The sequence below is a fragment of the Frankia nepalensis genome, from assembly GCF_016786325.1.
Lineage (GTDB): Bacteria > Actinomycetota > Actinomycetes > Frankiales > Frankiaceae > Pseudofrankia > Pseudofrankia nepalensis.
Window position 1 is genome coordinate 46238 of sequence record NZ_JADWYU010000140.1, and the last position, 24953, is coordinate 71190.

Below are 24953 nucleotides of genomic sequence, written 5' to 3' on the forward strand. Positions count from 1 at the left end.
CCGCGACATCCCGCGACGGCACGGATGACGACCAGCCGAGTGAATGCGACGAGAATGACCGACAAAGCCGAGGCCACGACCCCACCCGTCACCGATGCCGAGCCGCCGTTCCGGTATGGCGCGCGGCTGGCGGGTGAGATCGAGCAGCGGTGGCAGACCTGGTGGCGGGAGCACGGCACGTACGCGTCGCCGAACCCGACCGGCCCGCTGTCCGACGGGTTCGACGACATCACGGGAAGGGCCCCGTTCTTCGTCCTGGACATGTTCCCGTACCCGAGTGGCGCGGGCCTGCACGTCGGTCATCCGCTGGGCTACATCGGGACGGACGTCTACGCCCGCTACCTGCGGATGACCGGCAGGCACGTGCTGCACAGCTTCGGCTACGACGCCTTCGGGCTGCCGGCCGAGCAGTACGCGATCAACACCGGCCAGCACCCGCGGGTGACGACCGAGGCGAACATCGCGAACATGCGGCGCCAGCTGGCCCGCCTGGGCCTGGGTCACGACACCCGCCGCGAGATCGCGACGACCGACGTCCCCTACTACCGCTGGACGCAGTGGATCTTCAAGAAGATCTTCGACAGCTGGTACGACGAGGACCTGGACCGGGCGCGCCCGATCGCCGAGCTGACCGCCGAGTTCGACGCCGGCACGCGGGTCCCGAGCCGCCAGGCGAACCCGTCCGGCCGGCCGTGGGCCGAGCTGGACGCCGCGGCGCGCCGGAAGGTCGTCGACGGCTACCGCCTGGCCTATCTGGCCGAGGGCCTGGTCAACTGGTGCCCCGGCCTGGGCACCGTGCTGGCCAACGAGGAGGTCACCGCCGAGGGCCGCAGCGACATCGGCAACTACCCGGTGTTCCGCCGGCCGCTGCGCCAGTGGACGCTGCGGATCACGGCGTACGCCGAGCGGCTGATGGCCGACCTGGACCTGGTCGACTGGCCGGACTCGATCAAGCAGATGCAGCGCAACTGGATCGGCCCGTCGGAAGGCGCGCACGTCACGTTCGCCACCGTCGTCGGTTCCGCCGAGGGCCCCGGCGCTCCGGCCGGCCCCGCCGTCGAGGTCTACACCACCCGTCCGGACACCCTGCCCGGCGCGACCTTCATGGTCCTGGCTCCGGAGCACCCGCTGGTAGACGCCCTGACCGCCGCCGCCTGGCCCGGGGACACCCCCGACGGCTGGAAGTTCGGCGAGGCCCGGCCCGCTGGCGTGGACTGGACCCCGGCCGCCGCCGTCGCCGCCTACCGGGACTTCGCCGGCCAGCGCAGCGACCGCCAGCGCGGCGAGGAGTTCGACCGGACCGGCGTGTTCACCGGCGCCTACGCCCGCAACCCGATCTCCGGCGCGGCGATCCCGATCTTCCTGGCGGACTACGTGCTGCTGGGCTACGGCACCGGCGCCGTCATGGCCGTTCCCGCGCACGACCAGCGGGACTTCGAGTTCGCCCGGACGTTCGGCCTGCCCACGCCGCCGGTGCTGGCGCCGGACGACGCGTTCCTGGCCGAGCATGGCCTGTCCTCGAACGACCCGGTCGACGCCTGGCCGGTGGCGTTCTCCGGCGAGGGCGAGTACCTGCCCGCGCCGCCCGGCGCCCCGGTGCTGACCGGCCTGTCCAAGGCCGACGCCGTGAAGACCACCGTCTCCTGGCTGGAGGCCGCCGGCGGTGGCCGGGCCGCTCGGTCCTACCGGCTGCGCGACTGGCTGTTCTCCCGGCAGCGCTACTGGGGCGAGCCCTTCCCGATCGTCTACGACGAGACGGGACTGCCGATCGCCGTGCCCGACGAGGTGCTGCCCGTCGAGCTGCCGGAGATGACGGACTTCCGGCCGACCCCGATGGCCGAGGACGACACCTCCGACCCGGTTCCACCGCTGGCCCGCGCCGCCGGGTGGACGACGGTGACGCTGGACCTGGGTGACGGCCCGCGCGAGTACCGGCGCGAGACGAACACGATGCCGCAGTGGGCCGGTTCCTGCTGGTACTACCTGCGCTACCTGGACCCGACGAACGCCGAGCGGTTCGTCGACCCGGAGATCGAGCGTTACTGGATGCAGGCGGCCGACGGGCCCGCGGGCGACGGCGGCGTCGACCTGTACGTGGGTGGCGTCGAGCACGCCGTCCTGCACCTGCTGTACGCCCGGTTCTGGCACAAGGTCCTGTACGACCTGGGCCTGGTGTCGACGAAGGAGCCGTTCAAGCGGCTGTTCAACCAGGGCATGATCCAGGCGGACGCGTTCCTGGACTCCCGGGGCATGTACGTCCCGGCGGCCGAGGTGACGATCGATCCCGACGGCGCGCCGCGCCACGAGGGCGAGCCCGTCACCCGGCGCTCCGGGAAGATGGGCAAGAGCCTGAAGAACAGCGTCACGCCGGACGAGATGTACGACATGTACGGGGCCGACACGCTGCGCGTCTACGAGATGGCGATGGGCCCGCTGGACGCCGACCGGCCCTGGCGGACCGACGACATCGTCGGCTCGCACCGCTTCCTGCAGCGGCTGTGGCGCAACCTGGTCGACGAGGCCACCGGCGAGCCCCGCTTCGTCGACGCCGACCTGGACGACGAGGCGAACCGGGCCCTGCACCGCGCGATCCTGGCGGTTCGCGCCGACTACGCCGGCCTGCGGTTCAACACCGCCGTCGCCCGGCTGATCGAGCTGACCAACTTCGTCAGCAAGCACTACGGCGACGCGAGGCGCCCGCCGCGGGCGCTGGCCGAGGCGATGGCGCTGATGATCGCCCCGCTGGCGCCGCACGTCGCGGAGGAGCTGTGGTCCCGGCTGGGGCACGAGGGGTCGCTGGTCCGCGAGCCGTTCCCGGTGGGCGACGAGTCACTGGCGGCCGAGTCGACGGTGACGCTGCCGGTGCAGGTCAACGGCAAGGTCCGCTTCACGCTGTCCGTCCCCGCCGCTGCCGGCGAGGACGACATCCGGTCCGCGCTGACGGCTCACGAGGACTATGCCAAGTACACCGACGGCAAGACGGTGAAGCGCCTGATCATCGTCCCTGGTCGCATCGTCAACATCGCCGTCGCTTAGGGGGATCTTCCGCGGGGCGTCCTGGACCGAGCGCGGCGCTCGGTCCAGGACGCCCGACAGACAGGCGATGTCGGTTTTTCCGTTTTGCGCGCCGTGTCATCGGTGACACCATGGGGCCCATGCCTGACGAGGTGAGCGCGCGCGCCACGCGCGAGATCCGATCGGGCTTCGTGCTGCCCGGGGCCGAGCTGGAGTGGCGGTTCTCCCGGTCATCGGGCCCCGGCGGGCAGGGAGTGAACACCGCCGACAGCCGCGTCGAGGTCCGCTTCGATCTCGCCCGCTCGCCGAGCGTCCCCGAGCCCTTGCGGGCCAGGGCGCTCGCCCGGCTGGAGGGCCGCCTGGTCGACGGAGTCCTCGCGGTCACCTCGTCCGAGCAGCGTTCCCAGCTGCGCAACCGAGAAACGGCGCTGGACCGTCTGGTGGGGCTGCTGCGGCAGGCGACCGCCCCGCCGCCCCGGAGCCGCCGTCCCACCAAGCCCACCAAGGGCTCCGTCGAACGCCGCCTGGCCGCCAAACGCCACCGTTCGGAAGCCAAGAGTGCCCGCCGCGTGCCCCGGGACCGTGATCACTAGTTTCGTCCGGGGATCCCTCGGTCGGGCATTCGACCAGGGACCCACATGACAATCGCCCCCGTCGGCGGGACCGACGGGGGCGATCGTCAAAGAGCGGGCCGCTGAACTACGTGAGGCGAGCTCAGCTGCCCAGGCGCTCTACGAGGGCCTGCTGCTCGGACCAGAGCTCCGCCGGGAGGCGGTCGCCGAAGGTCTCGTAGTGCCCCGGGATGAGGGACGCCTCCTGCTTCCAGACGTCGACGTCCAGCGTGAGCAGAGCGTCCAGGTCGGCCTCGGCGACGTCCAGACCCGCGGTGTCGAACGACTCCCTGGTCGGGTGGACGCCGAGCGGCGACTCGACGCCGTCGGCCTCACCCTCCAGCCGGCCGACGATCCAGGCGAGGACCCGGCTGTTCTCGCCGTAGCCCGGCCACAGGAACTTGCCCTCCTGGCTCTTGCGGAACCAGTTGACGTAGTAGATCCGCGGCAGCTTCGAGGCGTCGGCCTTCTGGCCGATCGAGAGCCAGTGGGCCATGTAGTCGGCCATGTTGTAGCCGCAGAACGGCAGCATCGCGAACGGGTCGCGGCGCAGCTGGCCGATCGCGCCGGCCTGCGCCGCGGTCGTCTCCGAGGACACGATCGAGCCGTAGAACACGCCACGCTGCCAGTCCGGCGCCTCGGTGACCAGCGGCACCGCGGTGGCCCGGCGGCCGCCGAACAGGATCGCCGAGATCGGCACGCCGCGCGGGTCCTCCCACTCGGACGCGATCGTCGGGCACTGGCCGGCGGGCACCGTGAACCGGGCGTTCGGGTGCGCGGCCGGCTCGGTCGAGTCCGGCGTCCAGTCGCGGCCCTTCCAGTCGATCAGGTGGGCCGGCTTGTCCTTGGTCAGGCCCTCCCACCAGACGTCGCCGTCGTCGGTCCTGGCGACGTTGGTGTAGACGCCGTTGGCGTACAGGGTCGCGACCGCGTTCGGGTTGGTGTCGGCGCCGGTGCCGGGGGCCACACCGAAGAAGCCGGCCTCCGGGTTGACGGCGTAGAGCCGGCCGTCCTCGCCGAAGCGCATCCAGGCGATGTCGTCACCGACCGTCTCGGCCTTCCAGCCGGGGATGGTCGGAATGATCATGGCCAGGTTGGTCTTGCCGCAGGCCGACGGGAACGCGGCGGCGACGTAGTGGACCTTGCCCTTGGGCGAGGTGAGCTTGAGGATCAGCATGTGCTCCGCGAGCCAGCCGCCGTCCCGGGCCATCACCGAGGCGATCCGCAGCGCGTAGCACTTCTTACCGAGCAGGGCATTGCCGCCGTAACCCGAGCCGTATGACCAGATCTCCCGGGTCTCGGGGTAGTGGACGATGTACTTCGTGCTGTTGCACGGCCACGAAACATCGGCCTGACCAGGCTCCAGCGGGGCGCCAAGCGAGTGCACCGCCGGGACGAAGAAGCCATCCTCGCCAAGCTGCTCGAGCGCGGGGGCACCCATACGGGTCATCGTGCGCATCGAGATGGCGACATAGGCCGAGTCGGTGATTTCGACGCCAAGCGCGGAAATATGCGAACCAAGCGGCCCCATGCAGAACGGGACGACATACATGGTGCGGCCACGCATACACCCGCTGAACAGGCCGCGAAGCGTGCCACGCATTTCCGCCGGCTCGACCCAGTTATTTGTCGGGCCGGCGTCCTCGCGTTTGTCGGAGCAGATGTAGGTGCGGTCCTCGACCCGGGCGACGTCGCTCGGGTCGGAGGCGGCGTAGAAGCTGTTGGGACGTTTTTCCTCGTTCAGCTTCACCAAGGTGCCCCGCTCGATGAGCAGGTCGGTGAGCCGTTCGAATTCCTCGGCGGAGCCGTCGCACCACTCCACCTTGTCCGGCTGAGTGAGTTCGGCGATCTCTCGCACCCAGGCGATCAGCCTGGCGTGCTTGGTCGGGGCGGCATCCAGCCCGGGAATCTGTGCCGCGGTCGTCACAGCTCACACCTCCGGTCGCGTCGAACCTGACGCGTTCTCGCCTCGGTATACAGGTGCAGCTTGCGTGCAGCGTACGCACCCGAACGTCCTCGTGTACCGGAGGTCACAACCGGTTGGGCCACCGGTACAAGAGGGTGCGTTCGAGGCCGCGTTCAGGATCATTAGACTGTACCGCTCTTTCCGTGCGCAGTCGCGCGGTACGGCCGGGGCGGAAACGTTGGTTCCATCACGCATCGGGACGGATCGCCCCCGCGACGCGGCCGACCAGCACCGCATGGTCACGGCAGGTGCGGTTATCGTTCTCACGTGGTCACTCAGGCAGCGACGCATCCGACCGCCCCCGACCCGGCAGACAAGCCGGACGACGACCGCGCCGCCCGCGGCACGCATCCGCGTGACATCGTGCGACCGCGCATGCGGGGCTGGCTACACGCGGGGGCATTTCCGGTAAGCCTGGCGCTCGGCGTGGTGGCCGTGGCGCTCCCGACGACGCTCGGCGCCCGGCTAGCGGTCGGCGTTTACGCGATCAGCATTACGGCCTTGTTCGGAACCAGTGCGCTCTACCACCGCACGCTGTGGTCGACGGCCCGGGCACGCTCGGTCATGAAGCGGCTCGACCACTCCATGATCTTCGTCTTCATCGCGGGTACCTACACGCCTTTCGCGTTGCTGGCGATGCCGTCGCACATCGCGCGGCCGATCTTGGCTGTCGTCTGGGGCGGCGCCGCGCTCGGCGTGGTGCTGCGGATGCTCTGGCTGCACTCGCCCCGCTACCTGATCATTCCGCTCTACATAGCCCTCGGCTGGGTGGCGGTCTTCGTCTTCCCCGAGGTCCTGCACACGGCAGGGGTCGCCACGCTGACCCTGCTGGTCGCCGGCGGGGTGTGCTACAGCGCCGGCGCGATCGTCTACGCGCTTCGCCGGCCCGACCCCGCGCCGAGGATCTTCGGCTATCACGAGGTCTTCCACGCATTCACCCTGGTCGCGGCATGTTGCCACTACATCGCCCTGATGTTCGCCATCTACCGCTGACGTCCTGCCGCTGACCGACGTCCTACCTACTGATGACATCGACCCACTGACTACATCGACAGTCCGGCCGCCGCGCGCCAGCGGCCGGCGCAACCCGGTTCGCGACATACACACGGTCGTCGCGGGGCAGAATCCGGCAAGCAATGGCGTCCGGGTCGGCGACCGGGCAAGAAGGAGCATTTCGTGGCGAACAGGCTGGCGGGCCAGACCTCTCCCTACCTGCTGCAGCACGCGGACAACCCGGTCGACTGGTGGCCGTGGGAGCCGGCGGCGTTCGCCGAGGCCGCCCACCGGGAGGTTCCGGTCCTGCTCTCGGTGGGGTATGCCTCCTGCCACTGGTGCCACGTGATGGCGCACGAGTCGTTCGAGGACGAGACGACCGCGGCCTTCATGAACGAGCACTTCGTCAACATCAAGGTCGACCGGGAGGAACGCCCCGACGTCGACTCCGTCTACATGGACGTGACGGTCGCGCTGACCGGGCACGGTGGCTGGCCGATGACGGTGTTCCTCACCCCGACGGGGGAGCCGTTCTTCGCGGGCACCTACTTCCCGCCGACGCCGCGGCCGGGCATGGGCTCGTTCCGCCAGGTCCTCGCCGCGGTGTCCGGCGCGTGGACGAGCCGGCGGGAGGAGATCGAGTCCTCCGGCGCGGAGATCGCCCGCAAGCTCGCCGAGGCGGCCGAGATGCCCGTCGGCGGTGGGCGCGGGCCCGCCGTCCGGCTGAGCGCCACCCTGCTCGACACCGCCGTCGAGGAGCTGGCCGCCCGGTTCGACCCGCGCCACGGCGGCTTTGGCGGGGCGCCGAAGTTCCCGCCGTCGATGGTCGCCGAGCTGTTGCTGCGCCACGACGCCAGGACGCGGCCCGTGGCCGCCGAGCCCGCCGAGTCCGCCCGCGGCAACGAGCGCGCGCTCGACATGGTCGCCCTCACCTGCGAGCGGATGGCCCGGGGCGGGATCTACGACCAGCTCGCCGGCGGCTTCGCCCGCTACAGCGTCGACGCGACCTGGACCGTCCCGCACTTCGAGAAGATGCTCTACGACAACGCCCAGTTGCTGCGCGTCTACCTGCACCTGTGGCGGGCGACCGGGAGCCCGCTCGCGGCCCGGGTGGTCCGGGAGACCGCGGCGTTCCTGCTCGCCGACCTGCGCACCCCCCAGGGCGGCTTCGCCTCCGCTCTCGACGCCGACGCGGTCCCCCCGGACGCGGCCCCGTCCGCGGACGGGCACCCCCCGTTGCCGGTGGAGGGAGCGAGCTATGCGTGGACCCCGGCGCAGCTCGCCGCGGTGCTCGAGCCGGACGACGCCGCCTGGGCGGCCCGGCTGCTCGAGGTGACCGCCGAGGGCACGTTCGAGCATGGCTCGTCCGTGCTGACGCTGCGCGCGGACCCGGACGACCCGCGGCGCTACGCCCGCGTGCGGGCCGCGCTGCTGGCCGCCCGGGCGAGCCGCCCTCAGCCGGGCCGGGACGACAAGGTGGTCGCGAGCTGGAACGGGCTCGCGATCGCGGCGCTGGCCGAGGCCGGCGCCGTGTTCGAGGAGCCGGCGTGGGTCGAGGCCGCCGCCGGGGCAGCGGCGCTGCTGCGGGACGTGCACCTGGTGGACGGCCGGCTGCGCCGGACCAGCCGGGACGGCCGGGTCGGCCCGAACGTGGGTGTGCTCGACGACTACGGCAACGTCGCCGACGGGCTGCTCGCCCTGCACCAGGTGACCGGCGACCTGGAGTGGCTGGAACTCGCGGGCACGCTGCTTGACGTCGCCCGCGCCCACTTCCGGGCCGGCGACGGCGGCTTCCACGACACCGCCGACGACGCGCCGGCGCTGTTGCGCCGGCCCCGGGAGTCCTCGGACTCGGCGACCCCGTCCGGCCAGGCGGCGCTCGCCGGCGCGCTGCTGACCTATGCCGCGCTCACCGGCTCCACCGAGCACCGCGAGGACGCCGAGGCGACGATCAGCCTGCTCGCCCCGCTGCTCGCCCGGGACGCCCGGTTCGCCGGGCACGCCGGCGCCGTCGCGGAGGCGCTGCTCGCCGGGCCCGCGGAGGTCGCCGTCGTCGGCCGCCCCGACCTGGAACGGCTCGCGCGGCTGGGCACGGCGCCCGGCGCGGTCGTGGTGACCGCCGGCCCGCTGACCGCTGACCGCCCCGAGCCCGGCGTCTACGTCTGCCGGCACTTCGTCTGCGAACGTCCCGCCAGGACCGAGGACGAGGTCCGCCGCCTGCTCGGCGTCCGCCTTCCCGGCTGACCTCCAGTCAACCCGCGGCCACGGTCACGAAGAGTCGCCGGCGGACGGTAGCCCCGGGCCGCCGGCGTGTGATCTTCTTGTGATCCGGATGTGATTCTCGCGTGACGGAACTCACTGTGACCAAGGGGCGGGCGGGTCAGCCGCCTGACGGGCGGGGTTACGACATCGCGACTTGTGACGGACGCGTACTGTGACGATCTGTGACCCGTGCGGGCGGTTGCGCGCCCTTCTTGCCATCCGCGTTACCGAAGGCACCGATATACCTTCCCGACGTGTTCGGCAAAGTTGGTCGCCAACGCTGCTACCTGCGGCTACCGTGATGCCCGATGTCTCAAGTCGTGGTCTGGCATTGGGCTGGACCGCTGGGAGGCCCCTCGGTGCCGCTGTCGCGACAACGCCAGGAGGCCGGGACCCGGCCCCTGAGGGGCCCGATCCCGGACAACTCCGAGTAAGCGGGTGGGCGTGTGCCACGAACGCATGTCGTCGACACAAGCGTGCTGTTGTCTGACCCTCGCGCGCTGCTGCGATTCGCGGAGCACAACGTCGTGCTCCCCCTCGTTGTGATTGGGGAGCTGGAGGCCAAGAGGAACCACCCCGAACTGGGCTGGTTCGCCCGGGAGGCGCTGCGCATCCTGGACGACCTGCGCATCAAGCACGGGCGCCTGGACCACCCGCTGCCGTTGGAGAGCGGCGGCACACTGCGAGTCGAACTCAACCACACCGACCCCACGGTGCTGCCGCCGGGGTTCCGGGTAGGCGACAACGACTCGCGCATCCTTTCCGTCGCGCTCAACCTGGCCGCCGAGGGCGACGACGTCGTGCTGGTGACCAAGGACATGCCGCTGCGGGTCAAGGCCTCCGTGGTCGGCCTCGCCGCCGAGGAGTACCGGGCGCTGACGCCCGTCGACACCGGTTTCAGCGGGATGGCCGAGCTCACGGTCAGCCAGGAGGACCTCGACCGGATCTACGCCGGAGAGCAGCTCCGCCTGGTCGAGGCGGCTGAGCTGCCATGCCACACGGGTCTGGTGTTGACCTCGGCCGGCGGCAGCGCCTCGGCGCTCGGCCGGGTGTGCGCGGACAAGTCGGTGCGGCTGGTGCGCGGCGACCGGGAGGCGTTCGGGCTGCACGGCCGCAGCGCCGAGCAGCGGGTCGCCCTGGACCTGCTGCTCGACCAGGAGATCGGGATCGTCTCGCTCGGCGGGCGGGCCGGCACCGGCAAGTCGGCGCTGGCGCTGTGCGCGGGCCTGGAGGCGGTGATGGAGCGCCGGCTGCACCGCAAGGTCGTGGTCTTCCGCCCGCTCTACGCCGTCGGCGGCCAGGACCTCGGCTACCTTCCCGGCAGCGAGAACGAGAAGATGGCGCCGTGGGCGCAGGCCGTCTACGACACCCTCGGGGCGCTGGTCTCCGAGGCCGTCATCGACGAGGTCGTCGACCGCGGGATGCTCGAGGTACTGCCGCTGACGCACATCCGCGGCCGGTCGCTGCACGACTCGTTCGTGATCGTCGACGAGGCGCAGTCGCTGGAGCGCGGCGTGCTGCTCACCGTGCTCTCCCGGCTGGGCGCGGGCTCCCGGGTCGTGCTCACGCACGACGTGGCGCAGCGCGACAACCTGCGGGTCGGCCGGCACGACGGCGTCGCGTCGGTGATCGAGACGCTCAAGGGCCACCCGCTGTTCGCGCATGTCACGCTCACCCGTTCGGAGCGTTCGCCGATCGCCGCCCTGGTGACGACGATGCTGGAGGACCTCGTCCTGTAACCCGGCGGGGTCACTCGCCACGCGCTGTCCGAGGGCCACGCGGCCCGGTCTCAGGTCCTCGGACAGCGCACGGCCAGGCCCGTCCGTCGTCGGCGGTGGCGGCGGAGGCGGCGGGCATGGTTGTCGCGGTCCGGTGGCGCGGGGAACTGAACGCGACTTCGGGGTGTTGCGCTAGGCGAGATCCCCAAAGCCACCGGAGGTGGTGCGACATGTTGTTCGGACGGCGCGCGGCGACCATGGTCTCGCCCGAGCAGGCGCTGCCCGGGCACGAGCGGCGGCTGTACTCCGTGCCGGAGCGGCACGCCGTGCTGGGCACCTCGATCGAGGGCCCCTTCCCCGACGGGCTCGAGGTCGCGGTGTTCGGCCTCGGCTGTTTCTGGGGCGCCGAGCGGAAGTTCTGGCAGACCCCCGGCGTCTACTCGACCGCCGTCGGCTACGCCGGCGGGTACTCGCCGAACCCGACCTACGACGAGGCGTGCTCCGGGCTGACCGGGCACACCGAGGCCGTCCAGGTCGTCTACGACCCGGCCGAGGTCAGCTACGACCAGCTCCTGAGCGTCTTCTGGGAGGCGCACGACCCGACGCAGGGCCTGCGCCAGGGCAACGACGTCGGCAGCCAGTACCGCTCGGCGATCTACACGAACTCCGACGAGCAGGCCGCCGCGGCCGCCCGCTCCCGCGACGCGTACCAGAAGCGGCTGACGGCAGCCGGCTACGGCCCGATCACCACCGAGCTCGCCCCTGCGGGTCCCTTCTACTACGCCGAGGACTACCACCAGCAGTACCTGCACAAGGTCCCGAACGGCTACTGCGGCCTCGGCGGCACCGGCGTCTCCTGCCCGGTGGGCGTCGCGACGGCGGAGTCCTGAGCCGATCGCCGGCCGGTCGGACCAAGCGCTCTGACCGGCCGGCGGCCAAGGCGTCCCGCCCCGTGCGGGCGCCGGAAGGATCAGCGCGGGCAGCGCAGGTCGGGAGTCCCGAGACCCATGATCAGGTCGCAGTACGCGGCCCGGGTGACCTGCCAGCCCGCCGGGGTGAGTACCGCCTCGCCGAAGGCGTCCGTGGGGTTGCGCGCCGCCAGCAAGGCCCGCGGAGACACAGTCGGGTCGGTGAACGAGACCCACAGCCCCGCCGAGACGGTGCCCGGAGCGACGACGAGCATCTGGTCAACCCGCACCGACAGGGTGGCCGCGAACCGGGGATACCGGGCCGCCACCTTGTCCCGTAGCGACGCCAGCGCCGGGCCGTCCTGCACCGCGGCGGCGAACTGGTCGTCGGGGACACCGGCGGCGAAGGCGTCGTGGAACGCGGCGCGGACCGCGTCCGCCGTCGTCTCGTCCGGTGGCGCCGGCGGCGCCGGCTGCCCGACGAGTTCGATGCCCTCCGCGACGCGGGCGATGACCGCCGGGTCGACCGGGCTTGGGCCCGCGGCCTCGACCGTGACCAGGGTGCCGTCCGGCGCCGTCCACAGCAGGGCGGCACGGTAGCGATGATCAGCTGGCGTCGGGCGCCGGGCAGGGTCGGAGGCGGTGTTGGAGTCGGCGCGGGCCAGGACCGCGGGCCTGCTGGCGACGATCGTCTCGGCCACATCGACCGTCCCGACCTGGTCGAGGGGATAGTGGTTGTCGCTGCTCAGCTGGGCGGCGGCGTTCGGCGGAGCGTAGGGATCCCAGGTGACGGTCACCCAGATCAACGCTGGCGAGGCCAGGCCGGCGGCCGGCGTCACCAGCGCTGTGGAGCCGGACCTGGCCAACGTGGCTGGGTCGGTGGCGCCAGGCAGCGCGAACTGGCTGATGTAGCTGAACGGGCCGAAGAAGCCGGCCGCCTGCGTCAGCAGGGGGAAGTCGTCGCCGAGGCCGTCGATGGCGAAGGCCAGATTGTTGGGCGCATTCGAACCAGCGGAGGCGTAGACCCGGGCCGCCAGGTCGCCGCGGTGGGTCATGCCGGCGGGCAGCCAGCCGACGGTGAAGCCGCCGTGGGCGTAGAGCGGCATGGACATCGGTGGGTCGGCCTCCGATGGGTCGGTCGCGGCGACGACGGTGGCGGAGCCATCGCCGAGCAGGCGCGTGGGAATCGCGACGCCCGCGGCGACCAGGACGACAAGACCGGCGACGCCGCCGATGAGAACCCGAGCACGGCGCCGGCGGGCTCGGGCACGGACGCCGGCGGCGAACGCGGCCGGTTCGATGAGGGCGCGGCGGCGGGCGAGCGGCCCGCGCAGAGCGCGGATACCTTCGGCCAGGTCATCGGTGGTCGGTGTGCGGTCGGTTGGCGTGCGGCCAGTGGGGGTCACTGTGCCTCCCCTCGAGCGCGGCGGGCCGGCGCGGGACGGGTCGTTGAGTCGAGCTCCTTGGTGACGGTGTCCGCGGGCTCGTTGGTCAGGACGTCGGCCAGTGGACCGACGGGGGGTGTGGGTGCGCGGCTCGATGGGGCGAAGCCGCGCAACGGGTGGCTGTCGCGCAGCTTCGCCAGCCCTCGGGAGGCCTGGGAGCGGACCGTGCCGACGGTGCAGCCGAGGACGGCGGCGACGTCGGCCTCGGGCAGGTCGTCGAAATAGCGCAGTACCAGCACCGCCCGCTGCCGGGGCGGCAGGGCGCGCAGCGCCCGGATGAGCGCCTCGTGCGCGGCGAGCCGGTCGGCCGGGTCGCCGGCGCCGGGGTCGGCCGGGTCGGCGGTCCACTCCCCGTCAACGAACAGCGGTACCTCGCCCACCCGCGCCCGCAGCGTGCGCCAGCGGGAGGTGGCCGCGTTGACCAGGGCGCGGCGGACATAGGCCTCCGGCTTCGGGTCGTTCATCCGGCCCCAGTGCCGGTAGGTGCGCTCGAACGCGCCCTGCAGCAGGTCCTCGCCCGCCGCCCAGTCCCCGCCGACGAGCAACACGGCGCTCAGCAGCAGTCGATCCGCGCAGTCGGCGACAAAGCGTTCAAAGCTGGCATCGTCGGCGGGCACGCCTCGTCTCCCTGAAAAAACCACCGTTGCCCTGTCCCGTACGCATTCGCCCCGTCCCGCGATGCCTCGCGAACCGGACTTGTCGGCGCTCGCGCACTCGAAGGAGGATCGTCCTCAATGTGCGCCCGAGGGCTCAAGTGGCCCAGCGGGCAGTGGCTGCGTGGTCCGTACACCGGCCGCGACACATGCCGGGAGTGTTGTCAAACAGGTCGAGATCAGCGCCGCCCATGGGTGACTGTACGAGTCGACAGTGTCTGGTGCGTCACCACCGGGTACGATCGACACGTGCATCCCGACCTGCCCAACCTGGGGGCAATGGATGGCGGTTGATCTGGTAGATGGTCGCGCTCCGGCGAGTGAGGTCCACGTCGAACCGCTGAAACTGTCGGGCGGCGGCCTTACTCTGAGGGCGCGCGACGGCAGGGCGGATCCGATTGCGGCGGTCTGCGCCGCACGACGAGAGGAGGCAATCGACGATGACGGCTCCGCCTACGCCCGATGTCGACCTGTACATCGCAACCGAGGAGGACTTCCAGGCGGCGAAGGCGAACGCGCTCCGGCGGGCCGGTTGCACGCTGGAGGAGCTTCGTGAGCAGGCGCGTACGGGAGAGTTCCGGTCGTCCAGGGCCTACATCGCGTGGGTCTTCCTCAGGTGCCTCGAGGAACGAGCTCGCGCTGACGCGTGAGGCGGTCCGCTTCGCCGCCGAGATGTCCGATCTTCTGAATGGCACGATCTGCGCTGGTGTCAGGCTCGGGGTCGCGACGTTGCGCGACAACCAGCGTGTGGCTGTCGGCTACGGGGTCAACGCCCGTGACTGGGACGTGCCCGCCGGCATTCCGATCACGCGGGGCAGGGCTGTCCGTTGTTACCTGGGGCTGTCCTACCAGCTCGTCCCCGACGACGCGCACCGCTACCTGATGGTCGAAAGCTCGATGCTCGGGATCTTTCTTGGTCCCGACCTGGATGAGTGCCTGTTCCACTACGACTACGAGCGGAACAAGCCTGACGGTTATCCGGAGGCGCACTTGCAGGTCGAGGCGGCCTCCGACAGCTGGCGGAAGCTTCTCTCATCTGCGTCTGGGGCCAAGGATGAGCTGGCCAAGCTGCATCTGCCGGTCGGCGGACGTCGCTTCCGCCCCACCGTCGAGGACATCGTCGAGTTCCTGATCGTCGAGAACCTGGCCGACGCCCACCCCGGCTGGCACGGTCGGGTGGAGGCATCACGGAACTCGTTCCAAGCTCTCCAGCTCCGCGCCGCCATCCGGCGCAACCAGCCCGTCGCATGCGGCATCCTGCGCGAACTGGGATACAAGCTCCAGGAGCCGTCACCAAACTGACCGCTCCGCCGCAAACCTCACCGGTCGCATGGCAGGCCGTGAGGGCGATTGTCGGCGACGCGGCGGACGCGAGAGCACGCCGGTACGGAACTACTCGTCCTTCCGCCTCCTGAGCTGTCGGTCCACAATCGGACCTGGAAAGGGGGATGGGTGTGAACAGGCGTTTGTCCGCCAGCGGGTGCATGTTCGGGTTGGCCTACGGCGACGCGCTGGGGCGGCCGACGGAGTTCAAGCGCTACGAGGAGATCGTGGCCGTCTACGGCCCGGGCGGTCCCCGTGAGCTGACGGGCGACCCCGCGCTGGTCACTGACGACACCCAGATGACCCTGAGCGTGGCCGGCGCCCTGCTGGACACCGGCCTGCCGGTCACCGCGGACCGACTGGAGCCGCATCTGCGCCAGCGGTTCCTGGACTGGGCGATGAGCCCCGACAACAACCGGGCCCCGGGCATGACCTGCCTGCGCTCCATCGGTCGGCTCGCCGAGGGTCTGCCCTGGGCCGAGGCGACCGACCATGGGTCGAAGGGCTGCGGCGCGAACATGAGGGTTGCGCCGGTGGGCCTGCTGCCGGGCCTGAACGACGAGGTGCGCGCCGCCGTCGCCCAGTTCCAGTCGGCCCTCACGCACGGCCATCCCACGGCGCTGGCCGCCAGCGAGCTGACCGCGTTCGCCGTGCACTGGCTGCGCGCCGGACTGCTCCCCGCGGATCTTCCGGCGGCCCTGCGCGAGCGTTGCGGGACCCAGCGCGCCGTCTACCACGGCGACTGGCTCGGCGACCTCTGGCAGGGCCCGGCGATCGCGGGTCCCGAGGAGTTCATCGCCCGGGGCTGGGACGAGTGCCTCGCCGTGCTCGACCGGCTGGACGCGGCGCTGCGGCGCCCGGATGCGGGCGGCGATCCATGTCTGGCCACGGGCGAAGGCTGGATCGCGGAGGAGGCACTCGCCACTGCCGCGCTCTGTTTCCTCCTGCATGCCGACGACCCGGTGGCCGCGCTGGGCCGGGCCGCGGCGACCTCCGGTGACTCTGACTCGATCGCGTGCCTGGCCGGCGCCTTCGCCGGCGCCGCCCACGGCCTGGACGCCTGGCCACCTTCGTGGGCCGAACGCATCGAGTACCGTTCCGACCTCGCCCGCGTGGCCAGCGCCTGGGACTGACAGCTCTCAGCGGTTGGTCTAGGTCTTTCGATGGGGGCGGATGTGGCTCTGAGTGGCGGCTGGTCGGTTCTCGACGAGGTCACGACCCTCTGGGCGGAACATCGTGGGCTGACGTTCCCAGACAGCCTGCGGTGGTTGGAGGCGCCGAACGGCGATGCTGTCCCGTTGCTGGACACCTTCATGGCCGGTTGTGTCGCGACCTACATCGCCAACCGCGGCGCTCTTGATGCGGAACAACGGGGGATCCTTCGGGACTGCGCCCATGACCTGAGGTCGCTCCGCCGGCGTCCGCGAGGCGATGGGGCCAGGTATCTCGCTCGTCTACTCCGCATGGCCGACCTGATCGAGCAGGCACTCGACGCGTGACCTCTCCCAATGTTGGCGGTTGCGTGACCCCGGTCCGGGGCTGTCGGACCCATCAGTGATGATGCCGGTATGCCCTCCCACGCTCATGAGGCGCTCCTCGTGATGACCCGCGCGGACCCCACCCTGCCCGACTGGATACAGACCCAGCTCGGCGACCCGGTCGCGCCCTGTCATCACGCGCGCCTGTCAGACCCGACGGTCCGCCCACACATGTTCCAGGCCGACACGGTGGTGGTGCTCTCCGACGAGGCCGACGACCCGACACGCGCCACGGTCGTCGAGGTGCAGGGCGCCGCGGAACCGGGCAAGCTGGCGACCTGGAAGCTCTACTGCGCGCAGGCGGAGGCGGAGCTCACCAAGTCCGTCCGGAGGAAGAAGCCGGTCACGGTCCGCAGCACGCTGGTCGTCTTCTTCTCCCATCCGGCCGTCGCCGCCTGGTACCGGGCCGAGATCGCGCAGGACACCTCAGCCGTGCGGCTCCACCCGCGGTTCGTCACCCCCGCCGACATCGATCTGATCGTCGACGCGGCGGTGGCCGCGACCAACCCCATGCGAGTGCTGTTCTCGGCGTTCTGCCACCGGGGCAAGGACACCGTGGCCGCGATGTTCGGCGCGCTGCTCGCCGCCCTCGCCGGCCTGGAGCGCGATCAGAAGCTCTTCTACGATGACGTGATAGCGGGCGGGTTCTCTCCGGCGACCCGGACACGATGGGAGATGTTCCTCATGACGACCGCCACTGGCCAGCGGTACCACACGGAGATCTACAACACGATCGACCGAGAGGCCCAGGCTCGTGGTGAGGCACGTGGCGAGGCCCGCGGGAAGGCACAGTCGGTGCTGGACCTGCTTGGGGACCGGGGCATGGCGGTTCCCGACTCGATCCGCCAGACGATCCTCGCCTGCGCCGACCTCGACCAGATTCGTCGCTGGCAGCGCCGCGCGCTCACCGCGGTCACCGTGCAAGACGTCATTTCCGGCGAATGACCCGGCCGCCGCGGGGCGCGCCGAACGTCGTCGTGATCCTCCTCGACGATCTCGGGTTCGCGCAGTTCGGCGCCTACGGCTCGGACATCGCCACGCCCGCGGTCGACCGGCTTGCCGCGGGCGGGCTGCGCTACAACCGCTTCCACGTGACCGCGCTGTGCTCGCCGACCCGCGCCGCGCGGCTGACCGGGCGCAACCACCACGGGGTCGGCATGGGCTTCCTCGCCGACCTGCCGACCACCGACCCGGGCTACACCGCCCGCATCCCGCGCTCCGCGGCCACGCTGCCCCGGCTGTTGCGTGACGCCGGCTACAACACGATGGCGGTCGGCAAGTGGCACCTCGTCCCGGCCGGCGAGCGCAGCTCCGCCGGCCCGTTCGACCGCTGGCCGCTGGGGCTCGGCTTCGAGCGCTACTACGGCTTCCTGCGCGGCGACGCGAACCACTGGGCGCCGGAGCTGGTCCGTGACAACTCCTACGTCGAGCCGCCGGCAGGCCCGCTCGGCGGCTACCACCTGACCGAGGACCTTGCCGACCAGGCGGTCCGGATGGTGGTGAACCAGCAGGAGTCGGCGCCCGGCAAGCCGTTCTTCCTCTACTTCGCCACGGGCGCGATGCACGCCCCGCACCACGTCGAGCGGTCCTGGGCGGACGCCTACGCGGGCCGTTTCGACCTCGGCTGGGACCGCTGGCGCGAGGAGGTCTTCGCCCGCCAGCTCGCCTCGGGGGTCGTCCCGGCCGGCACGACGCTCACCGAGCGGCCGTCCTGGGTCCCCGGCTGGGCGGACCTCTCCGCCGACCAGCGCCGCGTCTTCGCGCGCATGCACGAGGTGTACGCCGGGTTCCTTTCGCACACCGACGCGCAGATCGGCAAGGTCGTCGACGCGCTCGAACGGCTCGGGGTGCTCGACAACACGCTGCTGTTCGTGATGTCCGACAACGGCGCGAGCGCCGAGGGCGGCGTGGGCGGCACCTCCAACGAGCACACCTTCACCCACCAGGTGATCGACGACCTCGCGGACAACCTGGCCCGCCTGGACGACTGGGGCGGACAGCGGGGCTACCCGCACTACGCGTGGGGCTGGGCGTGGGCCGGCAACACGCCGTTTCGGCTGTGGAAGCGCTACACCTGGCTCGGCGGCACGCGGGTCCCGATGATCGTGCACTGGCCGGCCGGCATCGACCCGGCCGCGAGCCGGGCCGCGGGTGGGGTGCGCGGCCAGGTCGGCCACGCGGTCGACATCCTGCCGACGGTTCTCGACGCCTGCGGGATCGAGCTGCCCGAGTCGGTGGACGGTGTGCATCAGCAGCGGGTCGCGGGCGCGAGCCTGCGGCCGACGTTCACCGACCCGGCCGCGCCGAGCCCGCGCACGACGCAGTACTTCGAGATGCTCGGCTCCCGCTCGATCATCGCCGACGGCTGGAAGGCGACCACCGACCACGTCTCGGAGGGTGTCATCGACGAGGAGCGGCTGATGGAGGGCAGCCGGCACTTCGACGACGACCACTGGTCGCTGTTCCGCCTGGACGACGACTTCTCCGAGGCGCGCGACGTCGCGGGCGAGCACCCCGACGTGGTGAAGAAGCTGGAACGGCTGTGGTTCGCCGAGGCCGGCGCGAACAACGTGCTCCCGCTCTATGACGGCCTGGTGAAGCGGATCGGTTCACTGCTGCCCCGCGAGTACCCGCCGGCGCAGACCGTCGTGCTGTACCCGGAGGGTGGGCCCGTCTCGGACGACTCGCTGCCGCTGATGTTCGGCGGCGCCCGGGTCATCGCCGACGTGGAGGTGCCGGAGCCGGCCGGGCAGGCCGCCGGGGTGCTGTTCGCCCTCGGGGACTGGACGGGCGGGTTCGCCGCCTACGTCGTGGACGGGACGCTGCGCGTCGCGGCCGCCATCCCGGGCGTGGACGTCGAGGTGGCGGCTGACCGGCCGCTGCCGGCCGGCCGGCACTGGGCCGGCCTGGTGCTGCGGCCCGACCCGACCGGTGGCCTGCACGTCGACGCGGTCGTCGACGGCGAGACCGTCGGGACCACCCGCGTCGACCACACGCTGCCGTTCGTCTGGCAGCACGGCGGCACGTCGATCACGCTGGGCGCCGACCGCGGCCTGCCGGTCAGCGAGGGCTACCGCCCGCCGTTCCCATGGACCGGAACGCTGCACCAGGTGCGCATCGACGCCGGTTCCCAGCTGCCGCCCGAGCGCGACTTCCTGCGCATGGCGCTGCGGGTCGAGTGAGCGCGGTCCCGCCGCCCCCGCTCAGCCGACGGTGTAGCGGCGGGGGACCCAGGTCTGGCTGTCCAGCGGCGGGCGCTTGTAGGCGCGGCGCTGCCGGTCGGGCATGACGACCGGAAGGTGCGGGACCTCCTCGTAGGGGACCTGGGACAGCAGGTGGGAGATCAGGTTGAGCCGGGCGGCGCGCTTGTCGTCGGCGTCGACGACGTGCCACGGCGCCTCGCGGATGTCGGTGTAGGCGAACATCTCGTCCTTCGCCTCGGCGTAGTCCACCCAGTGCGCGCGGGCCTGCAGGTCCATCTGTGACAGCTTCCAGCGCTTGCCCGGATCCTTCATCCGGGCGCGGAAGCGGCGTTCCTGCTCCTCGTCGCTGACGGACAGCCAGTACTTGAGCAGGATGATCCCGGACCGGACCAGCGCCCGCTCCAGCTGCGGGCAGGTGCGCAGGAACTCCTCGTACTCCGCGTCCGTGCAGAAGCCCATGACTCGTTCCACGCCGGCGCGGTTGTACCAGCTGCGGTCGAAGAACACGATCTCGCCGGCGGACGGGAAATGCGCCACGTACCGCTGGAAGTACCACTGCGTCCGTTCCCGCTCGGTCGGGATCGTGAGCGCGACCACCCGGTAGTGCCGCGGGTTGAGCCGTTCGATGATCCGTTTGATCGTGCCGCCCTTGCCGGCCGTGTCCCGCCCCTCGAGCACCACGACGACCTGAAGCCCGGTGTGGACGATCCACTCCTGCATGCGCACCAGCTCGACCTGGAGCCTGGCGAGCTCCTGGTCGGCCTCCAGCTTCGACAGTCGGGCCGGTGCCTCGTGGGCCGCCGCCGCGCCGGCTGCGCCGGCCGCGTTCCCGCCGCCGCCGGCGGCCGCGTTCGCGCCAGCCGGGTCGGGTCGGTGCTTCTCGGGCACGGCCTCTTCCTTTCTCCGTCTGTCCTCGGTGAGCTTCTCCGCCGGTCCTCGGCGAGATGTCCGCGCCGACCGCGCCATCCCTACAGGGCGCGGAGGTCCTGACCCACCTGGATGTCGGCGACGCTGGCGACGACGGCGGTCGGACGGAACGGGTAACGCTCGATGTCGGCGCGCGCGGTGATACCCGACAGGACCAGCACGGTATCCATTCCGGCCTCGAGGCCCGCGATCATGTCGGTGTCCATCCGGTCGCCGATCATGACGGTGGTCTCGCTGTGCGCGCCCAGCCGGTTGAGGCCGGTGCGCATCATCAGCGGGTTCGGCTTGCCGACGTAGTAGGGCTCGATGCCCGTCGCCTTGGTGATCATCGCGGCGACCGAGCCGGTCGCCGGCAGCAGGCCCTCGGTGGACGGGCCCGTCGGGTCCGGGTTCGTCGCGATGAAGCGGGCGCCGTCGCGGATCAGCCGGATCGCCTTGGTGATCGTCTCGAAGCTGTACGTCCGGGTCTCGCCGAGCACGAGGTAGTCGGGCGAGCGTTCGGTGAGCACGTAGTCGATCTCGTGCAGCGCCGTCGTCAGCCCGGCCTCGCCGACGACGTAGGCGGTGCCGCCGGGGCGCTGGGAGTCGAGGAACCTGGCGGTGGCCAGCGCCGACGTCCAGATCCGCTCCGCCGGGATGTCGAGGCCCGAGCCGCGCAGCCGGGCCTGCAGGTCCCGCGCGGTGAACATCGAGTTGTTGGTCAGGACGAGATAACCGAGACCTGCCTCGGTGATCGAGGCGAGGAACCGGTCCGCGCCCGGAATGGGGTGCGCCTCGTGAACGAGGACGCCGTCCATGTCGATGAGGTAGTTCTCAATGACCCGAGTGCCCACGACTCCGGGATTCTGCCCGTGGCGACCAAAGGATGCCCGCACCGGGTCGGCTGGGCACGTCACCAGCGCCGATGGCCGAGCCGGTGCCGGCCGTGCCCGGGCCGTGTGATGCTCTAGTGACATGGCTGACGATCTGATCTTCCGGCTGCCGCCGACGTTCGAGACCGTCGGGGAGGAGCGCCTTCACCGCAAGCAGCGGCTCGCGGCGGCCTTCCGAATCTTCGGCTGGTTCGGCTTCGAGGAGGGGGTCGCGGGGCACATCAGCGCCCGCGACCCGGAGCTGACCGATCATTTCTGGGTCAACCCGTTCGGGGTCTCGTTCTCGCACATCCGGGTCAGCGACCTGATCCTGGTCAACCAGCGGGGTGAGACCGTCGAGGGCCGCTACCCGGTGAACCCGGCGGCGTTCGCGATCCACTCGCAGCTGCACCAGGCACGTCCCGACGTCGTCGCGGCGGCGCACACCCACTCGCCCTACGGCCGGGCGCTCTCGACGATCGGCGACCTGCTCGAGCCCATTACCCAGGACGCCTGCGCCTTCTACGAGGACCATGGCCTGTTCGAGGAGTTCGGCGGCGTCGTGATCGACCTCGAGGAGGGCAAGCGGATCGCGGCGGCGCTCGGCGGCCACAAGGCGGTCATCCTCGCCAACCACGGGCTGCTGACCGTCGGCGACTGCGTGGACACCGCCGCCTGGTGGTTCATCACGATGGAACGGTCGGCGCAGGTGCAACTGGTGGCGAAGGCGGCCGGCACCGTGAAGCACATCGCGCACGAGAACGCCAGGCTCACCCACGACCTGAACGGCAACCCGCTCACCGGCTGGCTGAACTTCCAGCCGCTGTACGACCAGATCCTGCGTCGGGAGCCCGACCTGCTCGACTGAGCTCGTCCTCGCTGGTCCCGCCATCGCCGGGCCCACCGCGGCCCGTCCCCCGCGCGGCTCTCTCCCAAGAGGCGGCTCTCTCCCAAGAGAGTGTCACCGAAACCATCATTCCTGGAACGTGAGCAAAACACCCAACTGTGGACGTCGTCGGGCATAGCCGGTGTGGGACAACGTAGGTCCAGGGCTGTGCGTCTGTCCTGAGGACGACACCCGGCCCCGCGGCGCGTGATCGAAGCGTCACGGCGGCCGGAGCGGGGCGGGGCGCGATGGGCATGATGACAGGGAGCCGGGGTGGCGGGACGCCGCAAGGAGTATCGGACCTGGGATGAGCTCAGCGTCGCCGAACGGCGCCGCGGGCTGACCGTCCTGGGCGGCATCGGGCTGCTCACTGTCGGAGCGGTCGTCTGGCTCTTCGGTGACACCAGCGCCACGACGCCGAGGGGAGCCCCGGCGCCCCCGACCGGGGCGGCGGTGGTCGAGGTGGCCGCGACGCGGGACGCCGGCCCGAGCCTCGACGAGTGGTACGCGGCGATCGACGGCCACCGCCGGGAGATCGGCGCCGCCGAGGTCGACGTCCGCCGGGCGATCGCCGATGCCAACGGGGTCGCGCTGCAGCCGGCGTGCGCCCTGCTCTCGACCCAGGCGTCCGCGGCCGACGGCGTCGCGGTCGCGACGCCGGCCGGCGAGCCGGGCGAGGCGTGGTCCGAGGGCCTGCGGGCGTTCAAGCAGGCCACCCGGTGGTGTGCGCAGCTGTTCGACGGCACCCAGATCCCGCCGCCGACCCTGCTCCAGGAGACCACCACCTCGCTGGACGCCGCCGACACCGCCTGGGCGAAGCTGGCGCCCCTCACCGACGCCACCGCGGACGGGGACGACGCCACGCTGGCGGTCCCGAGCGCCGCCGCCGGCGCGGGGGTTCCGGCGTCCGCGGGCGCCGCGGCCAGCTAGGGCGTGCCTCGAGGCACGCCCTAGGGGCGAGTCCCTAGCCCGCCTGCCCGATCCCGCCGCCGCCCGGCGCGGTGCCGGTGGTCGCGCTTGGCGACGCCGTCGGCTGCGCGGTCGGGCTCGCGGTGCCCAGGCCCGGCAGCACCACCGGCAGGCTGGGCCCGATCGTGATGCCGGGCAGCACCCCGACGTCGGTCGGGGACGCGGTCGCGTTCGGGTCGGGCGTTCCCGTGGGTGACGCGGTCGTCCGGATGATCGGTCCGTTGGCGCGGTCGAGCAGCGTCACCGCCGGGCTCGCCGCGGTCAGCGTGGCCTTGACCGGCGCGAACAGGAACGACTCCGTGGGCAGGAACTCGGCGTCCAGGAAGAAGGCCCGCTCGATCGACTCGACCTGGACCGTGGCCCGGGTGTCGCGGCCCGCGCCCACGACCCGCATCGCCCGGATCTGCTCGATGTCCTCGGCGACCGTGCCCGGCGGGAGCGCGATCGCGGTGGCCGCCGGCTCGTCGCGCCGCAGCGACCAGCTCGGCACCCCGAGGTCGGACCGGTAGATGGTCGGGTTGCCGGCGAGCTTCACGCCGATGGAGGTCCCGACCCAGGCCGAATCGGTGTTGGCCTGGCCCTGGGTGGTCTTGCGGAGCACCAGGTAGAGGTAGGAACGCGGGTCGCCCGCGGTCTCGGTCGGGTCCGCCGACGGGTCGACGATCACGTCGTCGGCCGTCTTGCCCTCGCGGATGAGCTCCTGCGACATCACCCAGTAGGTCCAGGGATTGCGGTCCATGATCCGCTCTGGCGCCTCGCTCGTCGGGTCGAGGCTGACGAGCGTGGAGAGGGTGAAGCGCATCTGCCCGTCGGTCTTCCCGCACACGTTGTTGGTCGCGTTGCAGGTCTGGATGACGGGGTGGGTGCCCTCGTAGCCGCCGGTGAACGGCACGGTGGAGCCGTCCTGGCCCCGGACGACGTTGGTGCCGGGGACCGGCTGGCCGGCGCCGTCGACCTCGACCTGGTACACCCACGAGATCTCGGTGCTGCGGCCCCACTGGGCGAGCGACTCGGGGATGGACTCGGTGCCGTCGGAGTTCGAGTACACCAGCGAGTAACGGTAGATCTTGTTGCCGTTCGGCGCGCTGGTCGCGGTGTGGAAGGCGACCAGCGGTGTGTCGGTCACCGCGCTCTGGAACGGCCCGCTGGCGGCCGCCGTCGCGCCCGTCCCGGAGCGCCCGTAGACGATCGGGGCGTACTCGGCGGCCGCGTACCCGTCGTCGTCCGGGGTGACGGTGCGAAACGTCATCTCGGTCAGGTTGACGGTCTTGGTCCCGGCCGGCGAGCGGTCGTCGGCGAACTTCACCTTCAGGGTGTGCTCGCCCGCAGGCACGTTGCCGAGGTCGAGGCTGCGTGGGATCGCGAACGAGGCCGGAACGACCACATCCGTGGTGTAGGTGTCGTCGACGAACAGCGAGACGACGGCCGACTCGCTGCCCGCGGTGCCCCAGGAGGCCTCGGGCGACGCGGTCTTCAGGTCGAGGACGACCTCGCCCCCGGTCGAGCTGAAGGGGACCGACGCCTCCTGGCCACGGGCGACCGTGACGCCCAGCGGGCCCTCTGGCTTGTCCTCGTCACCGCCGCAGGCCGCGACCGTGAACGCGAGCATGCCCGCGACGAGCCCGGCGCCCAGCAGGCGAAGGGTGGCGCGGCCGCGGGTCGGAAGGCGTCCGGTCACGGCCTTG

20 protein-coding genes are annotated in these 24953 nt (G+C 71.5%); 14 read left to right on the top strand and 6 right to left on the bottom strand.

What is annotated here, in order from left to right; all coding sequences use genetic code 11:
• Positions 1–54: 54 nt before the first annotated feature.
• Positions 55–3036 carry a leucine--tRNA ligase gene (locus I6A81_RS20605; protein WP_203002066.1) on the top strand — a complete coding sequence of 994 codons (2982 nt, stop codon included), beginning with the start codon at positions 55–57 and terminating at the stop codon, positions 3034–3036.
• A gap of 119 nt (positions 3037–3155) precedes the next feature.
• A complete protein-coding gene (gene arfB / locus I6A81_RS20610; RefSeq protein WP_203002067.1) occupies positions 3156–3608 on the top strand; it encodes an alternative ribosome rescue aminoacyl-tRNA hydrolase ArfB in 453 nt (150 codons plus the stop codon).
• A 121-nt stretch (positions 3609–3729) separates the two neighbouring features.
• Here arfB and I6A81_RS20615 read toward each other — a convergent pair whose 3' ends face one another.
• Positions 3730–5553, bottom strand: coding sequence for a phosphoenolpyruvate carboxykinase (GTP) (locus I6A81_RS20615; RefSeq protein WP_203002068.1), 1824 nt, complete (start codon positions 5551–5553; stop codon positions 3730–3732).
• A gap of 306 nt (positions 5554–5859) precedes the next feature.
• On the opposite strand from I6A81_RS20615, the gene trhA reads away from it, so the two are divergent.
• From trhA to msrA, 4 genes are all read left to right on the top strand, one after another.
• Positions 5860–6585, top strand: coding sequence for a PAQR family membrane homeostasis protein TrhA (gene trhA, locus I6A81_RS20620; RefSeq protein ID WP_203002069.1), 726 nt, complete (start codon positions 5860–5862; stop codon positions 6583–6585).
• A gap of 183 nt (positions 6586–6768) precedes the next feature.
• A complete protein-coding gene (locus I6A81_RS20625; protein ID WP_203002070.1) occupies positions 6769–8829 on the top strand; it encodes a thioredoxin domain-containing protein in 2061 nt (686 codons plus the stop codon).
• 464 nt (positions 8830–9293) lie between these two features.
• Positions 9294–10586: a PhoH family protein gene (locus tag I6A81_RS45690; RefSeq protein WP_203002071.1), complete on the top strand. Its 1293-nt coding sequence runs from the start codon at positions 9294–9296 to the stop codon at positions 10584–10586.
• 209 nt (positions 10587–10795) lie between these two features.
• The gene (gene msrA, locus I6A81_RS20635; RefSeq protein ID WP_203002072.1) at positions 10796–11455 is read left to right on the top strand and encodes a peptide-methionine (S)-S-oxide reductase MsrA; all 660 of its coding nucleotides are present in this window, start codon (positions 10796–10798) and stop codon (positions 11453–11455) included.
• An 80-nt stretch (positions 11456–11535) separates the two neighbouring features.
• On the opposite strand, the gene I6A81_RS20640 is transcribed toward msrA, so the two are convergent.
• Both I6A81_RS20640 and I6A81_RS20645 read right to left on the bottom strand, forming a co-directional pair.
• Positions 11536–12879 carry a hypothetical protein gene (locus tag I6A81_RS20640; RefSeq protein WP_203002073.1) on the bottom strand — a complete coding sequence of 448 codons (1344 nt, stop codon included), beginning with the start codon at positions 12877–12879 and terminating at the stop codon, positions 11536–11538.
• Positions 12876–13535: a SigE family RNA polymerase sigma factor gene (locus I6A81_RS20645; protein WP_203002074.1), complete on the bottom strand. Its 660-nt coding sequence runs from the start codon at positions 13533–13535 to the stop codon at positions 12876–12878. The genes I6A81_RS20640 and I6A81_RS20645 overlap by 4 nt, the downstream gene beginning before the upstream one ends.
• 476 nt (positions 13536–14011) lie before the next feature.
• Between I6A81_RS20645 and I6A81_RS20650 the strand changes: the two genes are divergently transcribed.
• The 6 genes from I6A81_RS20650 to I6A81_RS20675 all read left to right on the top strand — a co-directional run bounded on the left by I6A81_RS20650 (position 14012) and on the right by I6A81_RS20675 (position 19614).
• Positions 14012–14221: a hypothetical protein gene (locus I6A81_RS20650; protein WP_203002075.1), complete on the top strand. Its 210-nt coding sequence runs from the start codon at positions 14012–14014 to the stop codon at positions 14219–14221.
• Positions 14222–14243: 22 nt separating this feature from the next.
• Positions 14244–14873: a hypothetical protein gene (locus I6A81_RS20655; protein WP_203002076.1), complete on the top strand. Its 630-nt coding sequence runs from the start codon at positions 14244–14246 to the stop codon at positions 14871–14873.
• Positions 14874–15055: 182 nt separating this feature from the next.
• Positions 15056–16027 (top strand): ADP-ribosylglycohydrolase family protein, encoded by a 972-nt coding sequence (locus I6A81_RS20660; protein ID WP_238428733.1) that lies wholly within the window; start codon positions 15056–15058, stop codon positions 16025–16027.
• A gap of 30 nt (positions 16028–16057) precedes the next feature.
• Positions 16058–16393, top strand: a complete 336-nt coding sequence (locus tag I6A81_RS20665; RefSeq protein ID WP_203002078.1) for a hypothetical protein — start codon at positions 16058–16060, stop codon at positions 16391–16393.
• A 69-nt stretch (positions 16394–16462) separates the two neighbouring features.
• Positions 16463–17377 carry a hypothetical protein gene (locus I6A81_RS20670; RefSeq protein ID WP_203002079.1) on the top strand — a complete coding sequence of 305 codons (915 nt, stop codon included), beginning with the start codon at positions 16463–16465 and terminating at the stop codon, positions 17375–17377.
• Positions 17374–19614, top strand: coding sequence for an arylsulfatase (locus I6A81_RS20675; RefSeq protein WP_203002080.1), 2241 nt, complete (start codon positions 17374–17376; stop codon positions 19612–19614). The genes I6A81_RS20670 and I6A81_RS20675 overlap by 4 nt, the downstream gene beginning before the upstream one ends.
• 21 nt (positions 19615–19635) lie before the next feature.
• Here the strand turns inward: I6A81_RS20675 and ppk2 are convergent, their stop codons facing one another.
• Both ppk2 and I6A81_RS20685 read right to left on the bottom strand, forming a co-directional pair.
• The gene (gene ppk2, locus I6A81_RS20680; RefSeq protein ID WP_238428734.1) at positions 19636–20412 is read right to left on the bottom strand and encodes a polyphosphate kinase 2; all 777 of its coding nucleotides are present in this window, start codon (positions 20410–20412) and stop codon (positions 19636–19638) included.
• A 191-nt stretch (positions 20413–20603) separates the two neighbouring features.
• The gene (locus I6A81_RS20685; RefSeq protein ID WP_238428735.1) at positions 20604–21359 is read right to left on the bottom strand and encodes an HAD-IIA family hydrolase; all 756 of its coding nucleotides are present in this window, start codon (positions 21357–21359) and stop codon (positions 20604–20606) included.
• Between the two features lie 157 nt (positions 21360–21516).
• Between I6A81_RS20685 and I6A81_RS20690 the strand changes: the two genes are divergently transcribed.
• Positions 21517–22281: a class II aldolase/adducin family protein gene (locus tag I6A81_RS20690; RefSeq protein ID WP_238428724.1), complete on the top strand. Its 765-nt coding sequence runs from the start codon at positions 21517–21519 to the stop codon at positions 22279–22281.
• Positions 22282–22572: 291 nt separating this feature from the next.
• Complete coding sequence (locus I6A81_RS20695) at positions 22573–23229, top strand: hypothetical protein (protein WP_203002083.1); 657 nt, start codon at positions 22573–22575, stop codon at positions 23227–23229.
• Between the two features lie 34 nt (positions 23230–23263).
• Here I6A81_RS20695 and I6A81_RS20700 read toward each other — a convergent pair whose 3' ends face one another.
• Positions 23264–24946, bottom strand: a complete 1683-nt coding sequence (locus I6A81_RS20700; protein ID WP_307874789.1) for a hypothetical protein — start codon at positions 24944–24946, stop codon at positions 23264–23266.
• Positions 24947–24953: the final 7 nt, after the last annotated feature.

Excerpts from the sequence above, each read along its gene's own strand:
- I6A81_RS20685 (WP_238428735.1), bottom strand. The coding sequence starts at position 21,359 with ATGGACGGCGTCCTCGTTCACGAGGCGCACCCCATTCCGGGCGCGGAC.
- I6A81_RS20670 (WP_203002079.1), top strand. The coding sequence starts at position 16,463 with ATGCCCTCCCACGCTCATGAGGCGCTCCTCGTGATGACCCGCGCGGAC.
- I6A81_RS20690 (WP_238428724.1), top strand. The coding sequence starts at position 21,517 with ATGGCTGACGATCTGATCTTCCGGCTGCCGCCGACGTTCGAGACCGTC.
- msrA (WP_203002072.1), top strand. The coding sequence starts at position 10,796 with ATGTTGTTCGGACGGCGCGCGGCGACCATGGTCTCGCCCGAGCAGGCG.
- I6A81_RS20675 (WP_203002080.1), top strand. The coding sequence starts at position 17,374 with ATGACCCGGCCGCCGCGGGGCGCGCCGAACGTCGTCGTGATCCTCCTC.
- I6A81_RS20660 (WP_238428733.1), top strand. The coding sequence starts at position 15,056 with ATGTTCGGGTTGGCCTACGGCGACGCGCTGGGGCGGCCGACGGAGTTC.
- I6A81_RS20655 (WP_203002076.1), top strand. The coding sequence starts at position 14,244 with ATGTCCGATCTTCTGAATGGCACGATCTGCGCTGGTGTCAGGCTCGGG.
- I6A81_RS20665 (WP_203002078.1), top strand. The coding sequence starts at position 16,058 with ATGGGGGCGGATGTGGCTCTGAGTGGCGGCTGGTCGGTTCTCGACGAG.
- I6A81_RS20650 (WP_203002075.1), top strand. The coding sequence starts at position 14,012 with ATGACGGCTCCGCCTACGCCCGATGTCGACCTGTACATCGCAACCGAG.
- arfB (WP_203002067.1), top strand. The coding sequence starts at position 3,156 with ATGCCTGACGAGGTGAGCGCGCGCGCCACGCGCGAGATCCGATCGGGC.
- I6A81_RS20605 (WP_203002066.1), top strand. The coding sequence starts at position 55 with ATGACCGACAAAGCCGAGGCCACGACCCCACCCGTCACCGATGCCGAG.